This window comes from Balneolales bacterium ANBcel1, from assembly GCA_029688905.1.
Taxonomy (GTDB): domain Bacteria; phylum Bacteroidota; class Rhodothermia; order Balneolales; family Natronogracilivirgulaceae; genus SLLW01.
Genome location: JARULB010000005.1, coordinates 338,875 through 365,272 on the forward strand (window position 1 = coordinate 338,875; position 26,398 = coordinate 365,272).

Genomic DNA, 26,398 nt, shown 5'->3' on the forward strand with positions numbered 1-26,398 from the left:
AAGGAGTTGTACATGTTCGAGGAGAAAAAAGTCGTCTACAAGAACCCCTTCAAAACAGACGAAGAAGAGGGCGGATCACATCTGCTCAAGAATATCCGGCGCGCATTCCTGCGCGGCCTGGCAATTGTCATTCCGGTGTTTATCACAGTTTGGCTGCTGTGGCTCATTTTCCAATTTATCGACGGAATCGCCTCACCATTCTACCGGTATGTCGGTCTGAATATTCCCGGACTCGGTTTTCTCACCGCCATCATCCTGATCCTCCTGCTGGGCATCTTTTCCCGGTACCTGGTCGTCAAGTTCTTCTTCCGCGTTCTTGAAAGCATCTTTCTCAATCTGCCGCTTACCAAAACCATCTACAGCGGAGCCCGCGAACTGATCAATGCCTTTTCTCCCGATAAAAAAGGGACCTTTCAGGAAGTCTGCATGATCGAATACCCCCGTAAGGGCCTGTACACCATGGGATTCATCACCAACGAGATTGAGTATCATGACTCCGAAAATGAGCGCGCCGACCTGACCAGCGTCTACATCCCCCTGCCCCCCAATCCTACTACCGGTATGCTTACCCTCATCCCCACCAGCGAAGTTATCCCGCTTTCCATTAGCGTGGAACAGGGCCTGAAAATGGTCCTTTCGGCAGGAATTGTGACACCTCACGAGTTTTCCAGAATGCAAAAACCCCGCTGATAAAACTCTCTTCTCCGAATGCAACCGAACAGCAGAACTGTAAAGGCACATCGAACACTTGATAATATGTATTTATCTATATATATTGTTTTATTCAATTGCCAACCTAGAAAAAAAGGTACTTCGATATGATTAGAATCAGTTTTTATTCCGGTATTGCAGGACTTGCCGCCGCCCTGCTTATCATTATCCTGAGCGGTTTCGGTAAAAGCGAAACCCCGGGGATGATGGAAGACGCGTCCCCGTATGATTTTGAAACCACCATCGATCGCTTTGAAACAGCGGTAGATGAAGCCGGCTGGGGCATTATCACGACACATAACATGCAGCAGATGATGCAGCGTCACGGCCATGAGGTCAACAAGATCAAGATTTTCGAGGTTTGCTCGGCCCGGTATTCGGCTGAAGTGCTGAAACTTGATGACGAGCGCATCATCACCCCGCTTATGCCCTGCCGCATTGCAATTTATGAAAAGAGCGACGGGGTCACCTACATTTCGCGCATGGATCACAAAGCCATTGCCCGTCCCTACGGCGGCGTGATATACGATGTAATGACAAAAGCGACACGGGACATGGAGATGATGATCGCCCAGGTGGTGGAATAAATCCCGGCTGTCGAACCCGAACCCGGTCGCCCCTCCTGTTTCAGGTCCCCAATGAACTATTTCCTGCGCATGCTCATTGATATTGGTGTACCGTTTACATAAAATCCGGTGCCGCAGCAATCAGAATCGCGTTTTTTTATCATGGAAAACCCAATTATTTATGAATACCAATAAAGCAGTAGTCCTTCTGGGATGGAGTGCCCAGGCCATTGAAAGTGCACAAAAACTGGACAAACCCTATGTCGTTGTGAGTTTTGAAGAGTTTGAACCCTATGCGAAGGAAAACGGAATTCCTTTTGTAGCATGGGACTTCAATCAGTGGGGTGACCAGTCCAATTCCCTGATATTACGCGAAAAGCTGGCGCCTTTTAACCCGAATGTAGCCATCCCGCTGTACGAGGAAACCGTGGAGTGGGCCGGAGCCCTTAATACGTTGTACAGGGATGACCCCAGGGTGATGAACCGTGCGTTCCTGTTTCGAAACAAGGCGATGATGAAGCGCAAGGCCCTGCTCGCCGGACTCCGGGTCGGACTTTTTGAGGAGGTCCACAACAAGCAGGATGTCCACAAGTTCATGGACCGCCTGAATGAAGCCAATCTGGTACTCAAGGGTGAGGAAGATGCCTGGGTGCATCTGAAGCCGTTCAGCGCCGCCGGAACCGTCGGACACAAACTGCTGCGCAATCACGATCAGATCGACGAAAAGGTGATCGAAAAAGACTTTCCGTGTCTGGTCGAGAGCCACCTCCCCGGCCAGGAGTTTTCCTGCGAAGCGTTCATCCACAATGGGAAAATCCGATTTATGAATATTACCGAGTATATTCGCCTCGGCTATTCCAACTACATTCCCGCCGGACCCGATCTGCAGTCGAAGCGTCCCCAAATTCGCGAGGTGATGCAAAAACTGGTGGATGCATTCGGAATTGAGTACGGCGTCATCCACCCGGAGTGGTTCCTGACCGAAGACAACACCCTCAGTTTCGGGGAAGTTGCCTGCCGAATTCCCGGAGGGCACATTTTTGAACTCATCAGCAAAGCCTACGGTTTCGACGCCATCCAGGCCATGATTCTTTGCAGTGACCCGGACACCACCGAAGAGCAGGTTGAAGCGTTTTTCCCATCCGATGAAGAACCCGCCCAACAGTACGCCGGAAGCCTGATGGTGTACCCGAAACCCGGCAAAGTCTCCCGCCTGATCATTCCGGAAGAGCTCAAAGAGGATCCCTATTTTGAAAACCATACGCTTACCGAACCAATGGAGCACAAAGTATCGGACCAGCGCGAAGGCTTTGGCAATCACTACGGAACCATCTTCTTCCGCGGTGAAGATCCCGGACGAATGGCAGAGCTGCTCAGACACTACGAAAATGTCGATTTTTACCAGGGTTGATTATGGCTGACACAATCGCCGGACACATCCGCCATAATTTTATCGAACAACTGGAACAGCTTAAAACCGCCGGAGTGCTTACCCGGCAGGACCAGGCCCGAAAACTGGCCAGCAGCCTCGATGCCATCATGGACAAGGAAGGAGGCATGGCGCTGATTTACGATCACATCGGCGATATTGTAGAGGCCGGCTTTTTTGATGATACCCAGTGGAAGGATCCCGATGTCCTCAATTATTCGCTGGTGGGAGGCACCCTTAAAGCGGGTGGGATGAACACCGTTTATGAGGTTCTCAGCGAGTTGCGAATTCTTGCAATAGCTCGGGGTCGCCTGGAAAGTCCGGCAATGACGGCCGAAGCGGCCCGCCGGTTCCTCGAAGAACTGGTGGTTGTAAATCTCGACCTGCTGTTCCCGGATGCCTCCGAGGAGCTTCGCAATGTGGATGAGGCCACCCGCAGAAAAATCGAGAATCTGTTTGCCTGGCTGAAACACGATTTCATTCAGTGGGACCGGATCAGCCGGCGGCTGGCAAAAGAGCTGGAACAGATTTGCAGCCAGAGGCCCATTGTAACCGACCGTGCCAAAAGCATCATCCGAACCGTCAGGGAACAGATGGCGGACCAGATTACAACTGACCGCATGACGGCCGGGCCCGGTACGAAACCATCTTCTGAAGACGATGCCGAAGGCCGGGCCAACGGGCTCCCGCTTTATATTGATGCCCTGTACGCCCCGTCGCCGGAGTCGGTCAACCGAACACCTGAAGAGTACGAAGCACATATTGCGAATGCCCCGGAACAGCTGCTCGGCGAGGAATGCGACGCCCTCTCATTCACCCTGCGGCAAACCGGGCTTTCATCTGCCTTCCACGCCCTGATGCTCAAACGGGTGAGCGACATGCCGGAACTGATCGGCAGGCTGCTCGGACTAAACGACTACGGACTGGCCGAGCTGAAAGAACATCACGCATCCATCACCCGGTTCATCTCCTTCGCATGCCGTCCCGATACCACCCGTTTCGTGTACGGACTTGCCGCCATGCTGGAACGCAACCTCCTTTCGCGCCAGCCGGTGATGACCGGCCTGGAAAAACTGACCGATATTTCGCTCCACCCCGATGTTGCCGCCCACATCTCCGCATCCCGTCCCGACAGCCGCTGCACGCCGCTTCAGCACCTGTTCGCTGACACCATCTGCATGATGGGTCAGCCGCTCGGAGTAGGCCAGGGCTGGAACCCGACCTGCCAGTCGGCGCGCGGCATGAGTCTGTGGAGCCGGCACGCACCCGGCAAACTGCTCGACCTGATTCACACCGCCGCATCTTCCAACGATCTTGAAATGCGGTTTGAAGGGCAGCTGCTCAAGGCATCCGAGCTCCCGGAAGGTTTGGCCAAGGACTTCGACTACAACCTTGACGCGGTGTCGATCGCGCTGGTACCGCACCTCGACCGCATCTATTTCGAGATGATGCGCCGGGCCTCCGGGCGGGGAGAGGATCCCCACAAGTGGGTCAACCCCGCCATGTACGGACAATGGATACACACCGGGTTCCGAACTCCCTATAATTACCTGTACAACACCATCAGCCGGTACGACGCTTTTTTGAGACTCTTCTACGCTACCCATCACCCCGAATACAACGGCGGACACGATCTCGCCTACCCCAACCCCGTCGGCATTTTTCTGACGGCGGCCAATGGTAAACTGCTCGGCTTCCACGCCGTCTCCCTGCTGCGGGTTGCGCGGCACGAGGAGGATTACCGGATCTATTTTCTGAATCCCAACAACGAAGGGCGTCAAAAGTGGCAGTCCGACATCCAGCCCACCGTCGCCGGCTATGGAGAACAGCCGGGTGAATCGTCTCTGCCCTTCTATCAGTTTGCCTCCCGCCTGTACGCCTTTCACTACAACCCCGCCGACAGTGATGCATCTGACCGGATCCCCGCCGAAGAAATTGAGCGGGTCACAAAAATTGCCAAAAACAGCTGGGGCGCTTCCTACACCTGGCAGGATGTGCCCGAGCCCATAGCCTCACCGGGAATCACGTAGCATGTTTTGGCGATGATGGTTACCATTCGAAATCCAGGTATTCCCTTTCGGCGCCCGATGCTTCCTGAATAAACATCCCGGGCATGGAAAAGCCCGTATTTGCCACGACGATTCCGTGCACGGCAATCCTCACATTGCAACCCTCATGTTACAAACCGGATTTCATCAGCCGCACACATTAGAAGATATACTCAGTAATTTATGGTCAAACACTCTTCCCGCATATTTCTGAGCCAGTCGGCCCTCAAGCAGAACTTCAGCTTTATCAGGGAGAAAATCGGTCCGCATCCGGTGATATCATCTGTGGTGAAGGCAAACGCATTCGGCCACGGAATAGCCACCTTCGTGCCGATGGCCGAAAAATGCGGCATCCGACACTTTTCGGTGGCTTCCAGCTACGAGGCCTGGAAAGTCCGCGAGGCGCTCACCCACGACGAAAGCCGGATCATGATCATGGGCATCCTCTATCCCGAAGATTTGCCGTGGGTCATCGAAAACGGGGTGGAGTTTTTTGTCTTTGATTTCGAGCAGCTGGAGAATGCCCGGGCTGCCGCAGAAGAGGTGGGCAGGCAAGCCGTCATCCATTTGGAGCTGGAGACCGGAGGAAACCGCACCGGTCTGCCACCCGAAGAACTCGAACAGGCAATTCGATTTCTCAAAAAACACAAGAAGCTGCTGCGGTTTGAAGGCCTTTGTACGCACTTTGCCGGCATTGAATCGCTGGCCAATCAATTCCGGATTCAGCGGCAACTCAAAACATTCAACGACATGTACAAGCAGGTTCGGCGAATGCGATACCTGCCCAACATCCGGCATACCGCCTGCTCGGCGGCCGCGCTGGCCTTTCCGGAGACGGTGATGGACCTGGTCAGGGTCGGCACCGCCCAGTTCGGCCTGTGGCCCAGTCCGGATATCTACAACATGCATCTGCTGCAGACCGGCAAGGTGAAGGACACCCCCCTGAAACGGGTAATGACCTGGAAAACCGACGTCATGCACGTGAAAAAAGTGAAGCGTGATCAGTTCGTAGGGTACGGAACCAGTTATCAGGCACCCAGGGATATGACGATCGCCGTGATCCCAATCGGTTACTCAAACGGCTATCCCAAGGCGTTATCGAACCGCGGGCACGTGCTCATCCACGGAAAAAAAGCACCGGTAACCGGCCTTATAAACATGAATGTGTTTATGGTGGATGTCAGTCAAATTCCGGATGTGGCTGTCGGGGATGATGTTATTCTGATCGGCAAGCAGAAAAACAACTCCATAACCATCAAGTCTTTTACAGAGATCACCGATTCCATCAACAATGAACTGGTGAGTCGGCTTCCTACCGCGATCCCCCGCAGAACGGTCAGGTAATGGAAACGAGTCATGATGATCTACTGATCTGCCGGTCGGAAGCGGCTCCATCCACTCTCTGCGGAACGGTCCAGGTGAGGGAGGTGATTTTGGGCCTGGCGGACCGGATCACGTGTTTTTTGCAAAGTATTCAGCAACCCCGGCCCAGTCGGGCCAACTGCCCGCCGGTTCGGCGGGTTTTTCGACAATTTGTGCGGCGCCGTACCAGCCCATCCACTCTTGCCTGACCGATTCATCGAGGTGGTCGACCCGGAAGTCCGCTCCACCGCTTCCGGAAGCTACCGTCACCATCACCGAGCAGAGTTGTTTCCTGCGCTGGAACCAGTTGGCCAGAACCGACAGCGACTGTACTCGGCGCCGATGGAACACCACGGTTGTCCGCGCCAGACGGCGAAACCGCATGAACCCCTGCTCCCGGTCAAATCCTGCCGCGGCATCCCGGTAGCGGATGTAGCCAATCAGAGCCGTTACGGCAAAGATTACGGGTATCAGCCAGAATAGCGAAAAATACCACGCCACCGCCGATGCCACTATCAGCGCCGGCACCACCGTTTTTATCTGATACCGCAGGAATGCGCGCCCCGGTGGCCGGACCCCCGGCAGCTGCACATCATACTCCGGCAGCATGTCCTGCATAAAACGATTCAGCTCGGACTTCCGGATCAGCGGAAATATAACCGTCGTCTTCCCGCCTTCATCCCCGAAACCCGCGTTTTCCACATATACCATGGCATACCCGAACGGCTGACGCAAAATACCCTCGACTACGCGTACCGCCTGAATTCTGTGATAGGGTATGGTGACCTGCTTTTTTTCAAACAGGCCGCGCCGGAACTGCAGCTCCCGGCCATTGCGGGTAAGCGTAAATCCGGAAAATCGCAGGAGTGTGCCAAATACGGAGAGCAGCCATGCGGCCAGCACTGCCAATAATACGAGTGTGATCCAGAATTCGGCACTGGTGCCACCGGCATACTGTTCAATAAAAGCGATCATCTGATCCTCTGAAATCACCTGATGGGCCTGTGACATCGCGGTGCCCACAATCGAAAGTGCCACACCGAAGCTTCCGGCGGTACTTGCCGCAATTAGCAGTCGCCGGCGCGTGAGCCGGTAAACGGGCCATTCGGCCTCCCCGGATGCGGCTTCCACATCCCGTGCCTCGACCTCCAGCGCCCGCTCAATGGCCCGGGCTTCACTGCGGGAAATGGCGCTGATTTCGGCCTCGGGCGCAGCTCCCCCGGCGGTGAGCACATTCAGGCGAACCAGGCCGAACAGCCGCTGAACCGGTCCGGAGCTGATGTCGATGGCCTGAATCCGGTCACGGGGCACATAGCGTTTTTTTCGCACAAAAAGTCCCTGTTCCACACGCAACTCATTCTCCTCGACACGCCAGGTAAACCGAAGCCATCCGACAAAACCGACAATCAGCAAAACGGTGAGCAGCAGCAGTATGCTCCACCAGGTGAACAGCGGCGAATTGCCTCCCTGTCCGGCAAAAAACACCAGGATTATCGGGATGATCATTTCGCGCAGGGATCTCATCACAAACGTGAAGATGGCCACCGGATGCTGACGCCTGGGTTTGCTGATATCAAGCCCGGTTATCACAAATCCTCCCTTGCCACCCTGGCATATTCCGAAATGGTATTCCGCAGGTTGTCGGCAATCGGTTCGGAAAGTGCCGGTATTTCATGGGTATCGCCGGCGGTGGTAATCGTTACGGAAGCCAGTCCGAATTGCCGGTAGACCGGACCCTGGCGGGTGTCCACGTGCTGGACCCGCTTGATGGGAATCAGGGTGCGGGTGACGATGAAGAGTCCGCGCTGAAGATCGATTTCATTATGATCCACCTGGTAGCGCCACCGTTTCCACCGGATGTACGGGATGATGGTCGCCTCAAGAACCGTATAGACAAAAAACAGAATTCCCAGCACATAAGAGGGCCACACCGGCCATCCCGTGTCGGCCATCGCAATGGCTCCGTACCCCAGCGGAATGAGCCAGTAGGCAAGTGAGCCAAGGGATCCTGCGATACGCCAGGCATTAATCGCCTCCCTCGAAAGATAAAGGCGACCCTGTTCGTCGCGCAGTTCCGGCTCCGGCACCGCGGGCGGCATAGTGCCGGGCTTCACTTCAGGTTCGGATTCGCGTTCTGGCTTGGGTTCGGATTCTGTTCCCGCTCCCGCCTCATTTGGTCCGCCTGCATTCCGCGTTTCCGGCGGCCCGGACTGATCTGCCAATGGAGGCTGCGGGCGCTCCGAATCCCCGGAACCTTTAGGATTTGTGGAAAACCGATGCCCCTCGCTATTCATATGATCATTCATGTATCATTTCCTGCCGGTGTTCGATCGCTGTTATCACGGTGCAAAATAGCACTTTGAACCAGCTCATCAAACAACCGCCTTTGTGACGGAACCTGCGGAAGGTATTCGGGATGCCACTGCACGCCGATCATAAAGGGATAGGTGCGGTGCTCCACGGCCTGCGCCACGCCATCAAGTTCGCGAGCAACTACGTGAATTCCCTCTCCCGGCTGCTTGACCGCCTGGTTATGGAGGCTGTTGACTCTGGTGACATCCTTGCCGATGATGGCATGCAGCCGGCTTTCGGGATCCAGTGTTACCGGTTTTCGGGGGTAGATGGTGGAGACATTGGGACGTTCGCGATAGTAATTGGCCAGATCCTGATACAATGTCCCTTTGTGGTAGACATTCAAAAGCTGGGCTCCCCGGCAAATCCCCAAAATCGGTATCTGTTTCTGCACCGCCATGTCGATAAGTTTCCATTCAAGGTCATCGCGCTGCTTGTCAACACCCAGTGCACCGGCGCTGAACGCCTTGCGGACGAGCAGAAAAAACGGTGCCAGGATCAGGGTGATCCAGCGTTGCCCTTTGGGCTCGTTGGGATCCGGTGTGGTACGAATATTCTTGAGATCCGTGACCAGGTCTTCATACCGGCCCGGATCGATATCGGCGCCGCCGCCCAATACAAGCGCGTGAGGATGGCCGCCCGGGGTTCGGCTGCGCACTTTCTCAAAAGAGCGGGGTGTAATACGTCTGGCTCGTGCGCCGCTTCTGCGCAGGGCGTAACGTGTCGCCAGCCAGGCGGCGCCCCCTCCCTTATCGGGTCCGGAAACCCACACTATCGGTTTTCGACTCATGATGTTTCAATAAACTGTTTCAATGATAATGGCTCCAAGGTGCCACTTTTGATGATGTTATGTGGAGAATGGCGCGGTCAGTCCATAAAAAGAGCACGCATCTCGCGCATCCACTCTTCGGTGAGTGTTTTGATCGGATGGCGTTTTCGCTTCAGGAACAGATCCTGCAGACTTTTCAGTTTCTCACCCGACTCGGCCAGCCGCTCCACTTCCACCCACACATTCCACTCACGGGTGAATGTCCATTCCGGGTCATCGATGGAGCTGTTCGGAAGGCGATAATGGAAGGTAGGCCGGGGGCGGATCAGCTCATCCCCGAGTTTCTCCCGAACGCGCTCCTCGTCGTGCCATGCGAACAGGGGCAGCAGGTCGAGCGGACGATTTCGTGTGGGATTGTCTTTCAGATAATCATCGATCAACGTTTCAAGATCGGGATTGTAGCCGGAGTCGAGTACCTTCTCGACATACTTGTCGGGAAACGGGTCAATGAACGGCGTGATTTCCCTCATCACATCGATTTCATGAGAAAGGCGGAGCCACTCGTACAACAGCAGGAACGCCTGGAAATATCGCCGAATGACCGCCGGGTCGCCTGATGGAGTTTCAGGATTCAGATGCAGGCCGAAGGCGTTGAAGGGAGAGGCGGATGTCCCTTTTCCGCGCATCCGGTAAATGGCTTTGCGCAGCTCTTCCAGATCCGCAATTTTGTCGAACGGCACCGGTGGAAACGAAACCTCGTAGGGAACAAACGGCTCTGCGGTGGTGGCCAGCAGCTTTTCGACCCGTTTCTGCCAGCGCGCATCGATCTTCACTCCGATCTCATCGCCAAGTTTCCCGAAATAGTCGGTTTTTGCCATTTTCTGGAGCAGAACCCAGTCCAGTTCCACGGTAAAATCGCCAAGCCGGGTATCCCTGACCTTGATTTTGTACTCACTTTCCGCATCTGCGGTTCCCCCGTAGCACATGCGCACCAGAGAAACGATCCGGTCGATGGACAGTCCGGAAAATTCGATTTCGAGGCCCATCTTGCGTGGCTCGCCCTCCATGTTCTCCATAAGGGGCGGAAACTGCACGCTCTCCGTCCCTCGTTTTTTCCTGATTACGCCGGATATATTTTTGCTCATATGGTGTTATAGAAGGGTTAACTGGTTAATTCCGTTTATTAAAAAGAAGGAATACGGCGTGGTGCGCACCTTTATCTGATGATTTACAGCCCGGTGCGGTTTCCTCATATAACAGAACGCAATACGTCTCTGAGAAAATCCATCATTATCCGTAAATTGGCTGTGAAATTTTCCGGCGTCCTACTGCGGCGTGAAGTAACCAATATCAATAGTAATCCGATTAAACTATTATGGCAAAAGAATTTGATGTGTGTGTGATCGGCTCGGGACCGGGTGGTTACGTATCGGCAATCCGTGCGAGTCAACTTGGTTTAAAGACAGCAATTGTGGAGAAGCGCGATCTCGGGGGGGTCTGCCTGAATATCGGATGTATTCCCACCAAAGCATTGCTTAAATCCGCCCAGGTAGCCGAATATCTGGAGCACGCTTCCGATTATGGATTCGAGGCGGGCAGTGTAAAGACCGATTTCCCGAAGATCATCAAAAGGAGCCGACAGGCCGCCGACAAGATGAGCAAGGGGGTTCAGTTTCTGATGAAGACCAACAAGATCGAGGTCATCAAGGGAAAAGGGGTCTTTGATTCGGCGAAGGAGCTCAAAATATTGGACGACAAAGAGAAAGAGACCGATCGCATCAAGGCGAAACATTTCATTGTAGCGACCGGCGCTCGTCCGCGGGAGCTGCCTAACCTGAAGTTCGACGGCAAAACCGTCATTGATTCGGAAGGGGCGATGAAGCTCGAGAAGCAGCCCAAAAAAATGGTCATTGTCGGTGCCGGTGCCATCGGCATTGAGTTCGCCTATTTCTATCATGCCATCGGAACGGAAGTGACGGTCGTTGAGATGCAGAAGAACATTCTGCCGGTGGAAGATGAGGAGATCAGCAAGGAGCTGGCGAAGATTTACAAGAAAAAGGGGATGAACATCCTGACCGAGAGCACGGTCGAGGACGTCAGCAAAAAAGGCCAGAAAGTGGTGGTGACGATCAAGACCAAAAAAGGTGAAGAGAAGATCGAAACCGATGTTGTGCTGTCGGCCGTCGGCGTGGTGGGTAACGTCGAAGGCCTCGGACTGGAGGATATCGGCGTGAAGGTTGAAAAAGGCGCGATCCTGGTCGATCGCAAAACCTATCAGACCGATGTTGAGGGTATTTACGCCATTGGGGATGTGGCCGGTCCACCCTGGCTGGCACACAAGGCCTCCCACGAGGCGCTGCGCTGCGTGGAGCGGATCGCCGGCGAAGACCCCCAGCCGATCAACTACGAAAATATTCCAGGCTGTACCTACTGTCAGCCGCAAGTCGCTTCGGTCGGCCTCACCGAAGAGAAGGCCAAAGAGAAGGGGCACAAGATCAAAGTGGGCAAATTCCCCTTCCAGGCGAACGGCAAGGCGGTCGGCGCCGGGCAGACCGACGGTTTCGTGAAGGTGATCTTCGATGAAAAGTACGGCGAATGGCTTGGCTGCCACATGATCGGTGCCGATGTGACCGACATGATCAGCGAGGCGGTTGTGGCGCGTGACCTGGAGACCACCGGTCACGAAATCATCCAGGCGGTTCATCCGCATCCAACCCTCTCCGAAACCGTTATGGAGGCGGTAGCGGAAGCGTATGGCGAAGGGGTCCATCTCGGCACCCCTCCCGGCAAGAAATAGACCTGCCCGCAAACTCTTACAGATTCTTGCAACCTTTTCAGAGAGGCCGGCTCACGTTCCGGCCTCTCTGGCTGTTTATGCTATTCTCCGATCACCCTGTTCACTATCGGCGGCACGAGGTGGTTCCGCATATCCCAACACCTCAGGCCACACAATAGCCGGCATCCCGATAATTCCGCATCTGGCTTTTCATACGTTTTTTCTGCATTATTTGGACAAACGTACATTCAACACTTGTTTATTCAAACCCCTCTTCAGCCATGATGTCCTTTGCCAATTCTCCCAAAACCGGCCATTCGGAAAAAAGCATCCCACAACGTATAACACATGCTTTTTTTACTCTGGTGTTTCTGTTATTGTTATCATCCCAGGCAGTTAGCCAGGCGGTGGACACCGTCGTCAATGTGAACGGGGGGTTCCAGGATGCCACCCCCGGTGTGATTACCAGCTCTGATGAAGTCACAAACTGGAGCTTCCTGGGCATGGATTACGTTGATTTTGAGATAATTGAAGACAGCCTTAACGAAGATAATAACTTCCTGAAGGTGACTTTTGCCGATAACGACGGATCCCTTGATCCTTGGGGATCCCAGGCTATTCATGAGAATATCAGTCTGCTGGAGGGCAAACGTTACAGAATTTCGTTGAAGATCCGGACGGAGGCCGTAGCGACCACATACATACAGCTCCATCCACAGGGCCTGGGTGCCAGCGAAGCGTTATGGGCTCAGCCGGTAGAACCGGGCGAATGGCAGGTATTGGAGATTGCCGGATTCGAGCCTGATGCCGACGGGCAAATGGTGGCGGCCATACATTTTACGCATCCGAACAACCCCGAGAACGTCACCTTCTACATTGACTGGCTGGAAGTCCGGGAAATTGATCCGATGCTTCCTCCCCCATCGAATACTCCCCTGGCCGAGGGCCACGACAAATTCCTTGGCTCGACATCAACGCACCTCAACTACTGGGAGTATTACTGGAATCAGATGACCCCCGGGAATGCCGGAAAATGGGGAAGTGTGGAACGCGAACAGGGGGTCCGTGACTGGTCGACACTGGACAGAAAATTCAATTTTTCCAGGGAGCATGGTGTGCCGTTCCGCTTCCATGTCCTTCTCTGGGGCTCGCAGCAACCGGAATGGGTCGAGGATCTGTCCGATGAAGAACAACTGGAAGCCATTGAAGACTGGTTCCGCGCTGTCGCAGAGCGCTACCCCGATGCCGAGTATGTTGAAGTACTCAACGAGCAGCTCCCCGGCCACGGTGGACTTCCCTACCGTGAAGCTCTTGGCGGTGCCGGAGAAACCGGGTGGGACTGGATCATCAATGCGTTCCAAATGGCAAGGGATATCTTCCCGGAAGAGACGAGGCTGATGATTAACGATTACGGGATACTTGGCAATACAACAAATACCACCCGCTATCTGGAAATTATCGGGTTGCTCCAGGAACGGAACCTGATCGACGGGATCGGCGTGCAAGGACACCATTTCACTGTCCAGGGCAGCCCAAATAATCCACGACCGACTGTAGCCAACTTGCAACGAAGCCTGGACAGACTGGGCGAAACGGGTCTCCCCATACAAGTTACCGAACTGGACATCGGCGGAAATCCGATGCTGGAAGATCTGACCGAAGAAGAGTCCGATCAAAAACAACTGGAAGAATATCAGCGAATTTTTCCGGTTCTCTGGGAGCATCCATCCGTAGAGGGTATCACGACATGGGGCTTCCGGCCGCCAGGATGGAGACCTCAACATGAAATGTGGCTGGTTCGGGAAGACGGCTCGGAACGTCCTGCAATGGAATGGCTGCGTCAATACCTGGCGGGGGAGTGGACCGACTCCGAGATAAACCGGGAATCACCGCAAGCGTTTCACTTGTCACAAAACTATCCGAATCCGTTCAACCCCGCGACAACCATCCGGTACGAGTTGCCGGAGAGTGCCCATGTGACACTTGAAGTATTCGACATGCTGGGGCGCCGGGTAGCTACACTGGTAAATGAACCGAGGGCTTCGGGTCAGCATCAGGCCACATTTGACGCCACAAATTTGAGCAGTGGAATGTACCTGTATCGCCTGCAGGCCGGGGATGTTATCCGAACCAAAAAGATGATGCTGGTAAAATAGTGCCATATGACCACTTGAGGATAATTCCTCCAGTGGCCATATGTTTTTTTTTGAACCCTGTGATGCGAACGATCAGCGCTGCGATCCGCACCATACATCCCCCTGTTTTACATTTCGGAAATAGTCTCTTCTATGTGGAAAAATTGAAAATCGACATAGCCTCCCGCTGTTTGCGTGGCGTAGTTGAACAGGCTGAACCGGTATCCCATGAAGTGGGGCAGGGTGTATGTCATATCAAGCCGCGAACCTATGCGTGTCCACTCTTTTCCGTCGAGGCTATAGTAGAAATAGGCGATATCGGTCATATTTCTGAAGTCGCATTCGGCCTTAAGATAAATGACATCCTGTTCGAGCGGGATGCTTTCGATCTCTTCGCGCTCATCGCCTTCCGCATGAACCATGACAACCGACTTCTCTCCATCTTCGTATTTCACGCCCACTTTGCCATGCCGGTATTGCAGGAGCGCCAGTCCGGCGAAATCGCCCTCCTTCATGCTGGATACATCGACGGCCGTTATGCCGGAGCTCACAGGTCCGATGGTCCGCTGGGTAAGAGTGTTTTGAGTCTGCACGAATCGGGCATCCAGACGGCCGTTTGTCAGGCGCAAATACCCTTCCCGCCTGTTAATCGACCAGTAATCATCCACGGGGTTATGGTTCCATTGCCAGACCAGTGACAGGTCCGGTTCACCGGGGCGTCGTTTGAAATCATCGGAAGCGACGATACCGGGAATCAGGCTTTCATTTGCAGGAAGGTCGAGTTCGTCCGGCACTTTGCCGTCGATGCCCAGAACCGGCCATCCATCCTCCCAGGTGACCGGAACCAGGTAGGGAATTCGGCCTACGGATCCGTAATCACGGAACAGAAACGCGAACCAGTCGCCATCCGGGGTATCGATCAGTCCGCCCTGGGCAATCCCCCGGTCCTCCAGCGCGAGCCGGCTTTCGTAGGGGCCTTCGATATTATCTGCCCGGTGGATGATGACGGTTCGGATCCCGTCGGTCGGCCAGGTGATGTTAAATAAGTAGTAATAGTCATCCACCTTGAAAATCTGTGACCCTTCTGCCTGAAGCATGATATCATCGCCCGCCGGTTCGCTGGCGTTTTCAATAATCACTCTTTCTGTACCTTCCTTTACACCGGATAAATCCTCTTTCAACTCGACCATCATGATATCACCGACACCCCAAATCAGGTAGATGGTACCGTCATCATCGAAATAGAGGGTGTGGTCATGGTAGCTGGGCGAGAACGAGAACTCCTTCCAGGGGCCTCCCTCAATATTTTCGGTAGAGTATATGTAGGTTTTATTCGTTCTTCCCGAAAACGTCCCCACATAGTAGCGTCCGTTGTGGTACCTCAGGCTGCTGGCCCAGGACCCTCCGCCGTAGGAATCCTCACCGTTTTCAAGATTGAGGGCATCAACATCTTCGAGGATATCGTAGGCATAGCTGACCAGCTCCCAGTTAACCAGATCCGTGGATTTCATTATCGGCACTCCCGGACTCATATGCATGGTCGTGCTGCTCATGTAGTAGGTGTCCCCGATCCGGATTATGGACATGTCGGGTACATCCGCAAAAATAACCGGATTCTGTGCTCTGTTTTGAGCAGCCGCATCGGTGCTCCACATGGCAGCGACGAAAACGGCTAACAGTAAGAGTTGTTTTTTCATAATAATAGTAGTCTGTTGACAGAGGGCTGGCAAGGAGGGCCCTCAAGCTGTTTGAGTTTTCAGATTAACCACTTTTAGAGCAATGCTTTAGCACAGTATGATCTTCGCCCGCCTCATCATAAGTGTATAAACTACATTTAAAAAATAGCATATTGGCGGTTAATTCGAAATTATTCAATTCTTCCGCTCCGACAAAAACTCGCTGGTGTTGTAACACTGTCGGTTGCGTATGCCGGACACGTGCAAACCATGTGGTGATGCAATTAATTATTGCCGTCGCGCCACGTTTTCATTTTGATCCACATGATGGATGAATACGGCATGGCTTTTTTCGGATGACCTGATCGGCGATTTCATCGAAACTCCTGGTTTTACACCGGGTTTGAACCTGGCCATTCACAATTGATGCAGGTGATCGCACGAATTGTCACCCCTTATCTGCCTGGAGGGGGAAATGACAAAGAAGGGGAAATGGGATGGAGAGGGAAACGGGTAGAGAGGGTGGAAATGGGGACGGAGGGGGAAGCGGGTAAAGAGGGAGGAAATGAGTAATGAGTGGGGGTAGGCAGAGGGAAAGCGGCCAAGGGGAGGGGTATAGGAATCCGGGTTTTTTATTACCTTATTTCCAGGGTTCCGAAATCAGTTTTTCCAATCAACTACCATAGTTATGCTAATTCAATCGAAAAACGGTACAAGCGTTACCACTGCACGGTTCGCTTTCACCTTTTTTATCCTTTTGATTATTTCCACTTCGGTCTACGCCCAGTCGCGGCACGTTTATCTGCTGTATGACACATCCAGTCCCCAGGCAGCCTATGCTTCGGAACGGCTGGAAGCGGCGCTCACGCAAGTGGGGTATACCGTGACCGATGACCGGTCCGAATATGACTATTTGCTGAGCATCGGGATCAACAGGGTCAGGCTGGAGCCCGAAGCGTTTGCCGTGATCCCGGAGAATCACATCATCACCATTAACGGGGGTGACGGGGCAGGCATGATTTACGGCAGTCTTGCGGTGGCCGACGCGCTGCTGGACGGCACCGCGCTTGGCGAAATCGGCGCCATGAATGAGAAACCTCATTTTCCGTTCCGCGCTGTCAAACATAATCTGCCCTGGGATACGTACCGCCCGAGTTATGCGCTCGACCAGCACTTCGAAACCGCCCGCAAGCCGGAGTATTGGGAGGCGTTTCTGGACATGATGGCGGATAATCGCCTGAACGTGCTGACACTGTGGATGATGCACCCGTTCACGTACATGATCATGCCTGAAAACTTCCCGGAAGCGAGTCCGTTCACCGAAGAAGAGCTTGCCGAATGGCAGGAGCTATTCCACGGTATTTTCCGGATGGCCGATGAGCGCGGCATTGACACCTACATCGTCAACTGGAGCATTTTTGTCAGTGAGGAGTTTTCAAAAGCGCACAATGTGGCGCACGACAATTTTTATCCGTACTACTATGTGACCGGCGACACCACCGAAATCGTTCGCCGCTACACGAGGGAAAGTGTCACGCAGGTGCTCAACGAATATCCCAAACTTGACGGTTTCGGGATTTCGCACGGGGAAGGCATGGCAGGCATGACGCCCCGTCAGCGACAGGACTGGATGAACGAAACCATGATCGAAGGGATGCTGCTGGCCGACCGGCCGTCAAAACTGATCCACCGTGTCCCGTTCTCGGCGGATACCCTCTCCGACGGCTCAACCGATCCGTATGTCGAGGAGCTCACTCGGGAGGCCATGGAAGATCTCGAAGATCAGTTCGAAGGACCGATATGGGTGGAGATGAAGTTCAACTGGTCCCATGCGCATTCCACCCCACACCTGGTAAAAGTGCACGGCGGTGAGCTCGGCGACACCTATTTCGTACCGGAGCCCGAAAACTACAAGGTCACCTGGATGGCTCGTAACGAAGATTTCTTCGCGTTGCGCTGGGGTGTTCCGGACTTTATTCGTGCCCATATCGCAAATAATGACGCCTCTTACGTGGGGGGATATTTCATCGGTTCAGATACATACATCCCGGCACTCGACTATTTTACCAAAATCGACGACCCGGTGGATTGGGACTATGCCTTTCAGCGTCAGTGGCTTTTTTACCAGTTGTGGGGCCGGTTGCTCTATGACCCCGAAACTTCCGACGATGTGTTCCGAAACGCTTTTGTGCGGCGATACGGCGATGATGCCCGCGTGCTGCTCGACGCTTATGCCAAATCATCGGCCACCGCGCTCAGACTGGCCTCGGCATGGGATCTGCGGTGGGATTTCACCCTTTACAGCGAAGGGTTCCTTTCGCTCTATGAAATAGAGGAAGACTACGAATCGTCTACCATGCAATATATCTCAGTGGACCGGCTGATCGAGCGGCCGCCTCTGGACCCGAATTATGTCTCCGTTGCCGATTATGTCGCGGCGAAAGCGGAGGGCAAGACCTTTGACGACGACGCGGTCACCCCGCCCGTTCTCATTCAGAAACTTGAAGAAGATAACCATCGGGCGCTTGAAATGGTGGCGGATATCGACACCGACGGAAATGCTTCGTTGTTGTATGAAGTCTCCGATGTCAAAACCTGGGCCAATCTCGGGCTTCATTTTGCCGAAAAGCTGAAGGGCGCGATCGCGCTGCAAACATTCCGGACCCATGGCGACGAATCACAACGGCAAAAAGCGATCGAGCATCTGGAAAATGCCCTCGGTTACTGGGACATTGTTGTCGATATAACCCGGCCGCTGTATAAAGACATGCATCTGGTCCATTATATGGGCGGCAGCTTTTTGCGTGATGATGAACGCCTCTTTCACTGGGAGCACATTCGCCCGGAAGTTGCGGAAGATGTGGAAATTGCTCGATCGGCACACCATGAAAGCGACTGACCGGTCAACGCTGGTGATTTAGAACCGAACGCACCTCCTATGTGCATTAACCGCATTTTCTAACTTCTGAAGTAGCATTGAGATGACATATAGAATACCATCTTTAGCCGTGGGAGTGCTTGTCCTGCTCCTTGCCGCTTGCCGCAGCGACTCCAGCCCGGATGTTCACCGGCCCTACATCGATTTGTCCGGTACCTGGCAGTTCGCCCTGGATACGGCCGATACCGGTATCGCGCAAAAATGGTTCCTCTCTGAGCTCGAAGACACCATCCAACTGCCCGGCACCACCGACTCCAACCGGAAAGGATTTGCCAATACCGACACAACCACCCGACGACTAAACAGGGAGTATACCTATGAAGGTCCGGCCTGGTACCGAAAGCAGGTGGTTATTCCGGAGCATTTCAGGGATCAGCACGTCCGGCTATTTATCGAACGCACCAAACCGGCTGCAGTATGGGTTGATGACACACGTGTCGGCGAATCGATGCTCCTGCAGTCGCCGCAAATTTACGACCTCACCGGAGTGGTCGAACCCGGGGAACATACGATCTCCATCCGGGTGGATAACAGCCTCGAGCTTACTCCGTACGGTAACTCTCATATCTATTCAAACGACACCCAGACCAACTGGAATGGGATGATAGGGGAGATGCGAATCGAGGCCCGGCCGATGACATATATCGAAAATTTGCGTGTCTACCCCGACATCGTCAACCGAAAGGTCGATATTGAAATCTCGATAGAAAACCCGCTTGGTATCAGAGAAGCACGGATTGAACTGCAGGCCGTCCGGGAAGAGAACGGCGAATCCACGGTATTGGAGAGGAGATCCGTCGAAACCACCCTGGACTCTCTCATCCATCTGGAGTATTACCTCGGTGATGAAATGCGCCTCTGGGATGATTACGAGCAGCCGCTCTATCACCTGACGGCCACGCTTTCCTACGGCGGCACCCGCGACTCCGACACTGCGGTTTTCGGTATGCGCGACTTTTCGGTCAGCGGCACACAATTTCAAATCAACGGGCGCACCACATTCCTGCGCGGGAAACACGATGGCGCCCTCTTTCCACTGACCGGCCACACGCCCATGGATGTGGAAAGCTGGGAGCGGATTTTCCAGATCGCTCAATCCTACGGAATCAACCATTATCGCTTTCACTCCTGGTCACCGCCCGAAGCGGCGTTTATTGCCGCCGACCGTGTGGGCATCTTTTTGCAGACGGAGCTGCCTTTCTGGGGCGGACTCGATTCGGATTCCGTCGCATACATGCTCAGGGAGGAAGGCTACGCCATGCTGAAGCACTACGCAAACCACCCGTCGTTTGTCATGTTCTCGCATGGAAACGAGATCTGGAGCGGCCATGAGCGGGTGGAGGAGAATATCCGGGCCCTTCGAAATTTCGACGACCGCCCCCTCTATACCCAGGGATCCAACAACAACATCGGCTATCTCGGTCCCGGGAAATCCTCCGAGTTTTTTGTCGCGTCGCGGACTCCCTATGCGCACGATACCACACTCACCCATACCCGGCTTACCCACGCGTTCGTCGATTCCCGCGACGGTGGAATTCTCAACACACGAACCCCATCCACCGATATTCGGTTCGACTATCCCGTATCGCAGATTGACATCCCCCTTGTCACCCATGAGATCGCTCAGTATCAGATCTATCCCGATTACGAAGAAATTGACAAGTACACGGGGGTTCTGCAGCCGTGGAATCTGGAGGTTTTCCGCAGCCGCCTTGAAAAAGCGGGCATGCTCGATCAACGTTTCGACTTTCAGCGGGCGTCCGGTGCCTTGTCGGCGCTCTGTTACAAGGAGGAGATGGAGGCGGCGCTCCGGACCGAAAACCTGGCCGGTTTCCAACTGCTCGACCTTCAGGATTTCCCGGGGCAGGGAACCGCGCTGGTGGGTATTTTGGATGTCTTCATGGACAGCAAAGGGGTTGTCAGCCGCGAGGAGTGGCTGCAATCCTGTAACGATGTCGTTGTTATGCTGGAATTCCCGAAGTACACATGGACCGGCGGTGAAACCTTCCAGGCCAAAGTCCGTGTCGCAAACTACTCCAGATCCGATGTCCGTGAAGATCTGGCCTGGGAGATCCGGGACCGGCAGAATGCCGTCATCGAAAAAGGCCGGTTAACCGACGTTTTCATCCCTCAGGGGAGCGTGCAAACCGTCGGGGAAATCAGCGTGATTCTTCCGGATGGAACCGGTGCCGAAATGCTCACTGTGGATGTCTCCCTTGAAAACACACCTTACGCGAACAGTTATCCGGCCTGGGTGTATCCTCCGGCGGACGATCCGCTCTTCCCCGGGGATGTCAAAGTTGCCAGCCGGTTGGATGATGAAGCCTTTTCGATTCTGGATGCCGGCGGACGCGTGCTTTTGTTCCCGGAAACCGATGATGTAGCCGATGTGAGTTTTCCCGGCCTGTTTCCGCCCGATTTCTGGAATTTCGGGATGTTCAAGCGCATCAGCGAAAACGCCGGCGCACCGGTCTCGCCCGGAACGCTCGGCCTGCTGATGGATCCGGATCATCCGCTCTTCAACGCGTTTCCCACAGACTTTCACACCAACTGGCAGTGGTTCTCCATCATCAAGGAAAGCAACTCCCTTATCCTCGACGATACACCCGATGAATACCGGCCGCTGGTGCAGGTGATCGACAACCTGGAGCGCAACCACAAGCTGGGACTGCTATTCGAATTTTCGGTCGGTGAAGGAAAACTGCTGGTATGCATGTCACAGCTGGAAAACATCACGGACAAACCCGAAGCCCGGCAGCTTTACCACTCCATTCTCAAATACATGAATTCCGAGGCCTTCCGGCCGGCACACAGCATCAGCAGGGAAGAGCTAAGTGACCTGTTCCGGTAAACTCCGGACAAAGACAACACCGTACACATTACCGGGGAAACCGAACAGGGCGTGCCTATCTGATCTGGCTCGGTGAACTTCCCTGACTGGGATCATGGGCAATTCTCGGGGGCAGAAATCCGTCGGGATAGCCGGTAACATACTCTTCACCGAACAACCGGTTATGAACAACGGTATTCCGGTGTACCTCCCAGTCAAACCTTCCGCGTTTACGCAAAAAGAGGGTGATAAATGATGATGTGATAACGATGAATGTGGAATAGAGGATTGCCAGCCATATCATCTGGTCCTGTATCGTGGGTTCGGTAAAGCTGAGCAGGATGATGGCAAACGAGACGGGCCCGTTCTGGATGCCGGTTTCCAGGGAGATCGCGCGTTGAAACAGCGGCTGGACTCCAAAGAGGCGCGATACCCAGTAGCCAAAGAAAAATCCCAGCAAACCGACAAAAAGCACGGCGAAATAGACTTGCCACGGCGTCTGGAGAAAGAGTCCGCCGTGCCGGATAAAGGCGGTACCCAAAAGGAACAAAATTACGATAATCGCTACAAAACCGGCTGTATCTTCGGCGGTTTTGGCCCAGCCGGGAGAGACGCGTCTCAGGATCATCCCAAGCCCAACCGGCACCAGCACCAGCACCAGGGAGCCGACGATATTCATGGTCGGTATCACAAAATCGGATCCGGCCGTAGCCTGACCCGAAGCCACCATTGCGTCGCTGATTTGCCGGGTGAAGCCGGAAGCGTACAGTTCAAGCAGCAGGGGCATCATCAATAATGCCAGAATCGTGGAGGCCGTGGTCATCGAAATGCTCAGGGCTACGGAACCGCGGGCAAAATAGGCGAACATGTTGGATGTCGTGCCGCCGGGCAGACAGCCGATCAGGATAATCGCAATGGCAAACGCCGGCGACAGGTTCAGAAATACGGCCAGGCCGAACGCAATGAGCGGCATCACGCCGAATTGCGAGAGAAAACCGATAAGCACTCCCCGTGGACGCCGGCCTACCGCTTTGAAATCATCGACGGTCAGACTCGCACCCATTCCCAGCATGATCACGAAAATCATCAACCCCAGCAGAGCCTGGTCGGATGAGTGCAGTAATTGGGTTTCAATTTCCATAGCGTATCACTTCCGTATTATGCCTTTACTCCCTTGGGGGAGAAGATATCACGTATTGTCTCTTCATACTTTTTCTCAACGACATGGCGTTTCAGTTTGAAGAGGTTAGTCAGTTCTTCGCCTACCTTGAAATTTTCGGAAAGCAGGCGAAACTCGCGAATCTGTTCAAACGATTTGATTCCGTTGGTGCCGGACAGGTAGTGTTTGATTTCGTCACGGACGATGCGATTGGCTTTGGGGTTATCCACCAGGTCACTGAGGGTTTCGGCTTTGATATCGTGTTCCCTGAAGGCGTCGAGTTTGGGCACGATAAGAGCGCCTACAAACTTCTGATCCTGTCCCACGACCATACACTGTTCGATATACCGGCTCTGCCGGATCTGCATCTCCATGGGTTCGGGTTCCAGGTTTTCGCCGTTGGAAAGCACGATGGTGGATTTACTGCGGCCAAGGATCTTAAGCGAATCGTTGAAGGTCATCATGCCGAGGTCACCGGTCCGGAACCATCCGCCCTCGCGCAATACGCCTTTTGTGATTTCCGGTTCGCGGTAATAGCCCTTCATGACCTGTGGACCGCGCACCCAGATCTCACCACGCAATCCGCGTCCCTCATTGGGTTTATCCTTGTTGGGATAGAGGATTTCTTCGGTTTCAAGGTCCACGATACGAAGTTCGGTATCCGGCACAAGCGGCCCGACGGTACCGTTGACCAGCTTGTCCTCGGTCCGCACAGCGATAACGGGCGACGTTTCGGTCAGTCCGTATCCTTCCAGTACCGGAATCCCGATGTAATTGAAGAATTTGTCAATTTCCAGCGGAAGCGCTCCGCCACCGGAAACGGTCGCCTTGATCGAGCCGCCCGCGCTTTGCCGCACACTCTCCAGTACGGCGGCATTGAAGAAACCGTACCATGGCACCAGTATCAGCAGGCGGATAAGGTGGCCGACATAAAAGATCGCCCGTTTGATCTGTGACTCGGGCCTGAGTTGAAGATCGTTGTTGGTGATGTAAAAAATGGACTCCTGGTAATAGTGCCCCAGGAAATAGGCGATGTGGAACAGGGCACGCCTGACCGGGTGGGCCGCGCGGATGTTATCCAGTATGCGTTGGTGCAGGCTTTCCCAGAGCCTTGGTGCCGAGCCCATGAAGGTCGGCTCCACGTTTTTAAGGTCTTCGCCCAGGGTCCGGATTCCGGTATAGTAGGTGCAGGCGCCGCAGGTGATGGTATATACTTCGAAGACCCGTTCAAAAATGTGCCATATGGGGAGAATGGACAAAACCCGGTCGGTGCAGGAGAGGTCGATCGGGATCACCTCCATCTGCGACATCATGTTGGAGTGGGTCAGCATCACCCCTTTGGGCTTGCCGGTGGTTCCGGAAGTGTAGATCAGGGTGAACAGATCATCCGGCCGGATCTGCTCCATACGCTCTTCGGCGCGGCGATCGCCCATATCCCTCTGGTAAGCGCCGATGGCTTGCACCTCTTTGAGGTGTCGGACCCCTTCATGGGGCTCTGTATCGGCGTCCAGCAAAATGATCTCTTCCAGTTCAGGCATTTCGTGACGCAGGCGGAGGATTTTTTTCTGAAGCGCCTCGCTTTCAACAAATGCCACCCGGATGTGCGCGTGGTTGATGATATATATCAGCTCATGATCGGTAACATCGGCGCCGCGCGGACAATTAACAGCCCCTGAAAGCTGAATAGCGTAATCACACAGCATCCACTCAAACCGGTTGTCGGAAAAGAGTCCGACATGCTCCCGGGCATCCACTCCCAGTTCGATGAGACCGGTGGCCAGCTCCTTGCCCTGCTCAAACAGATCCCGGAACGAGACCGGATTCCACTCCAGCGCCTTCTTTCGTGTCGCAAAAGCCGGCAGGGACTCGTACCTGTCCGCCGCCTGGCGATAAAGATCAGCCAGGTTGGAAGCAATTATACGGGATTCCATATATCCGTAAGGAATGACTTAATTAACATCCATAACCGGCCTGATCGCATAAAAGGGAAGCCTGTTGACATACTTCCGAAGTTCGGGTCCGGCCCGTTTATTCGTAAAAAACCCCACGTTTTACAGGATGCCTTGGCGCCTGATAGATTACGTGTATTCACAGATGATGGTGACCACTGTCTGTTGCATGGACGGTCGGGTCAACTGTCAGGCAGTTAAAATACGTTTTTTTTTCATAGTAACAATAACTGCCGAATGCCGCTCGGTTCAACGGTGATGTGCTTCGGCCGGCAATGGTCACGCGAATCCGGGATGTTTTTCTACGGAATCCGAATGAAAACAGTTGCGCGCGAATCCGGCGGCGTCACGACTGCAGCACCAGATTTGTCATCACCTTCATACCGGTTTTGAGGCACCGTTCATCGACATTGTATTTGGGATGATGCCAGGGGTACCGGCTGTCGGCCTCCTCACTGCCACTTCCCAAAAAGAAGAACGCGCCCGGTATCTGCTTCTGATAGAATGAGAAATCTTCTCCGGCCATAACCGGCTTCTCAAGTGTTATCAGGGCTTCGCCGGCCGCTTCCTGCAGCCTGTGGGTGGCGGCGGCATCGTTGATAACCGGCGGATAGCCGATAATCAGTTGTGATTTCGCATCTCCTCCCATGGCTTCGGCCGTTTTTTCGGCGATAGTGGTGATCCGGTCGAAGATAAACCGGGTCTGCTTCTCGTCGAAGGTGCGGATGGTACCTTCCAGCCACGCTTTCTCGGGGATGATGTTCGGAGCGGTACCGGCATGGAACTTCCCGACGGTTACCACCGTGGCATCGGAGGGATCAATATTCCGGCTGACGATCGTCTGCAGCTGCATAATAATCTGCGCGGCGATGACAATGGGGTCCACTGCCTGATGGGGGGCTGCCGCATGGCCGCCTTTTCCTCTGACCTCGATCTTGAATTCGAACGGTGACGCCATCAAGGGGCCCTCTTTTGTTCCGATACGACCGGGTTCCAGAGCGGGGTATGTATGGAGTCCGTAGACCTGCTCGACCCCCAATTCGTTCAAAATACCCGTTTCCATAAGCAGACGGCCGCCGCCGGGCAGCACCTCCTCGCCCGCCTGGAAAACCAGCACTACTTTACCGGCAACCTGCTCCCTGAACTCGGAGAGCAGCCTGGCCGTCCCCAGGAGATTGCTGGTATGGATATCGTGTCCACAACAGTGAGCCACCCCCGGTTTTTCCGAGGCAAACTCCGCTTTGGCATCGCCTTCCTCCTGAATGGGGAGCGCGTCGATATCCGCACGCAGGGCCGTCACCTTGCCGGGCCTGCCGCCTGCCAGTTCGGCTACGCAGCCAGTTTCGCAGGGCCGGTGAACGCGGTACCCCCACGATTCCAGCTTTTCGATGATCCAGTCCGTGGTTTCAAACTCCTGGAAGCTCAGCTCCGGATTGCGGTGCATGTGCCGCCGCCATCCCACCACATCCTCAAAAATTTCATCAATGCGGCCGGACAGCGACTCAACGGCGGGTGATATCTGCTTTTTTCTATTCATGTGCTATTCCTGATAATTCCATCTCGTGCTTTAAACAACCTTTTCTTGCCTCTGTTCGCCTGTACAACACACACTCCGGACAAACCGGTTCCCTGTGACTGCGGATATCCTCCAGCAGGATGCCCGCGCAAGGATACTTGTGGCTGACACGGAGCGGGGCG

18 protein-coding genes are annotated in these 26,398 nt (G+C 54.2%); 10 read left to right on the plus strand and 8 right to left on the minus strand.

All coding sequences use genetic code 11. The annotated features are described in order from the left end of the window. Window positions 1-12 precede the first annotated feature (12 nt). The 5 genes from QA596_09050 to alr all read left to right on the plus strand — a co-directional run bounded on the left by QA596_09050 (window position 13) and on the right by alr (window position 6,098). A complete protein-coding gene (locus QA596_09050) occupies window positions 13-690 on the plus strand; it encodes a DUF502 domain-containing protein (protein MDG5767609.1) in 678 nt (225 codons plus the stop codon). A 128-nt stretch (window positions 691-818) separates the two neighbouring features. Next, window positions 819-1,298 carry a DUF302 domain-containing protein gene (locus tag QA596_09055; GenBank protein ID MDG5767610.1) on the plus strand — a complete coding sequence of 160 codons (480 nt, stop codon included), beginning with the start codon at window positions 819-821 and terminating at the stop codon, window positions 1,296-1,298. 160 nt (window positions 1,299-1,458) lie between these two features. Continuing rightward, window positions 1,459-2,688 (plus strand): ATP-grasp domain-containing protein, encoded by a 1,230-nt coding sequence (locus tag QA596_09060; GenBank protein MDG5767611.1) that lies wholly within the window; start codon window positions 1,459-1,461, stop codon window positions 2,686-2,688. A 2-nt stretch (window positions 2,689-2,690) separates the two neighbouring features. Further along, entirely contained in the window at window positions 2,691-4,736 is a 2,046-nt protein-coding gene (locus QA596_09065) for a hypothetical protein (GenBank protein ID MDG5767612.1), read from the plus strand. A 201-nt stretch (window positions 4,737-4,937) separates the two neighbouring features. After that, window positions 4,938-6,098, plus strand: coding sequence for an alanine racemase (gene alr / locus QA596_09070; GenBank protein ID MDG5767613.1), 1,161 nt, complete (start codon window positions 4,938-4,940; stop codon window positions 6,096-6,098). Window positions 6,099-6,206: 108 nt separating this feature from the next. Here alr and QA596_09075 read toward each other — a convergent pair whose 3' ends face one another. The 4 genes from QA596_09075 to QA596_09090 form a co-directional block, all read right to left on the minus strand. Further along, on the minus strand, window positions 6,207-7,706 hold the full coding sequence (locus tag QA596_09075; GenBank protein MDG5767614.1) for a PH domain-containing protein: 1,500 nt from the start codon (window positions 7,704-7,706) through the stop codon (window positions 6,207-6,209). Further along, window positions 7,703-8,422, minus strand: a complete 720-nt coding sequence (locus QA596_09080) for a PH domain-containing protein (protein MDG5767615.1) — start codon at window positions 8,420-8,422, stop codon at window positions 7,703-7,705. The genes QA596_09075 and QA596_09080 overlap by 4 nt, the downstream gene beginning before the upstream one ends. Then, window positions 8,419-9,258: a gamma-glutamyl-gamma-aminobutyrate hydrolase family protein gene (locus tag QA596_09085; protein ID MDG5767616.1), complete on the minus strand. Its 840-nt coding sequence runs from the start codon at window positions 9,256-9,258 to the stop codon at window positions 8,419-8,421. The genes QA596_09080 and QA596_09085 overlap by 4 nt, the downstream gene beginning before the upstream one ends. Window positions 9,259-9,335: 77 nt before the next feature. Then, the gene (locus QA596_09090; protein MDG5767617.1) at window positions 9,336-10,382 is read right to left on the minus strand and encodes an amidoligase family protein; all 1,047 of its coding nucleotides are present in this window, start codon (window positions 10,380-10,382) and stop codon (window positions 9,336-9,338) included. 230 nt (window positions 10,383-10,612) lie between these two features. Here QA596_09090 and lpdA point away from each other — a divergent pair, with 230 nt between their 5' ends. Together lpdA and QA596_09100 are read left to right on the plus strand one after the other, a co-directional pair. Beyond that, window positions 10,613-12,034 carry a dihydrolipoyl dehydrogenase gene (lpdA, locus tag QA596_09095; protein ID MDG5767618.1) on the plus strand — a complete coding sequence of 474 codons (1,422 nt, stop codon included), beginning with the start codon at window positions 10,613-10,615 and terminating at the stop codon, window positions 12,032-12,034. Between the two features lie 356 nt (window positions 12,035-12,390). Next, window positions 12,391-14,169 (plus strand): endo-1,4-beta-xylanase, encoded by a 1,779-nt coding sequence (locus tag QA596_09100; protein ID MDG5767619.1) that lies wholly within the window; start codon window positions 12,391-12,393, stop codon window positions 14,167-14,169. 107 nt (window positions 14,170-14,276) lie between these two features. Here the strand turns inward: QA596_09100 and QA596_09105 are convergent, their stop codons facing one another. Next, window positions 14,277-15,845 (minus strand): glycoside hydrolase 43 family protein, encoded by a 1,569-nt coding sequence (locus QA596_09105; protein MDG5767620.1) that lies wholly within the window; start codon window positions 15,843-15,845, stop codon window positions 14,277-14,279. Window positions 15,846-16,250: 405 nt separating this feature from the next. Here QA596_09105 and QA596_09110 point away from each other — a divergent pair, with 405 nt between their 5' ends. From QA596_09110 to QA596_09120, 3 genes are all read left to right on the plus strand, one after another. Further along, on the plus strand, window positions 16,251-16,397 hold the full coding sequence (locus QA596_09110; protein ID MDG5767621.1) for a hypothetical protein: 147 nt from the start codon (window positions 16,251-16,253) through the stop codon (window positions 16,395-16,397). Window positions 16,398-16,512: 115 nt separating this feature from the next. Next, on the plus strand, window positions 16,513-18,723 hold the full coding sequence (locus QA596_09115) for a hypothetical protein (GenBank protein MDG5767622.1): 2,211 nt from the start codon (window positions 16,513-16,515) through the stop codon (window positions 18,721-18,723). Window positions 18,724-18,832: 109 nt separating this feature from the next. Further along, on the plus strand, window positions 18,833-21,613 hold the full coding sequence (locus tag QA596_09120; protein ID MDG5767623.1) for a hypothetical protein: 2,781 nt from the start codon (window positions 18,833-18,835) through the stop codon (window positions 21,611-21,613). Window positions 21,614-21,668: 55 nt separating this feature from the next. Here QA596_09120 and QA596_09125 read toward each other — a convergent pair whose 3' ends face one another. The 3 genes from QA596_09125 to QA596_09135 form a co-directional block, all read right to left on the minus strand. Beyond that, window positions 21,669-22,733 carry a bile acid:sodium symporter gene (locus QA596_09125; GenBank protein ID MDG5767624.1) on the minus strand — a complete coding sequence of 355 codons (1,065 nt, stop codon included), beginning with the start codon at window positions 22,731-22,733 and terminating at the stop codon, window positions 21,669-21,671. A 17-nt stretch (window positions 22,734-22,750) separates the two neighbouring features. Next, the gene (locus tag QA596_09130; protein MDG5767625.1) at window positions 22,751-24,682 is read right to left on the minus strand and encodes a long-chain fatty acid--CoA ligase; all 1,932 of its coding nucleotides are present in this window, start codon (window positions 24,680-24,682) and stop codon (window positions 22,751-22,753) included. A gap of 364 nt (window positions 24,683-25,046) precedes the next feature. Beyond that, a complete protein-coding gene (locus QA596_09135; GenBank protein ID MDG5767626.1) occupies window positions 25,047-26,237 on the minus strand; it encodes an amidohydrolase in 1,191 nt (396 codons plus the stop codon). Between the last annotated feature and the right edge of the window lie 161 nt (window positions 26,238-26,398).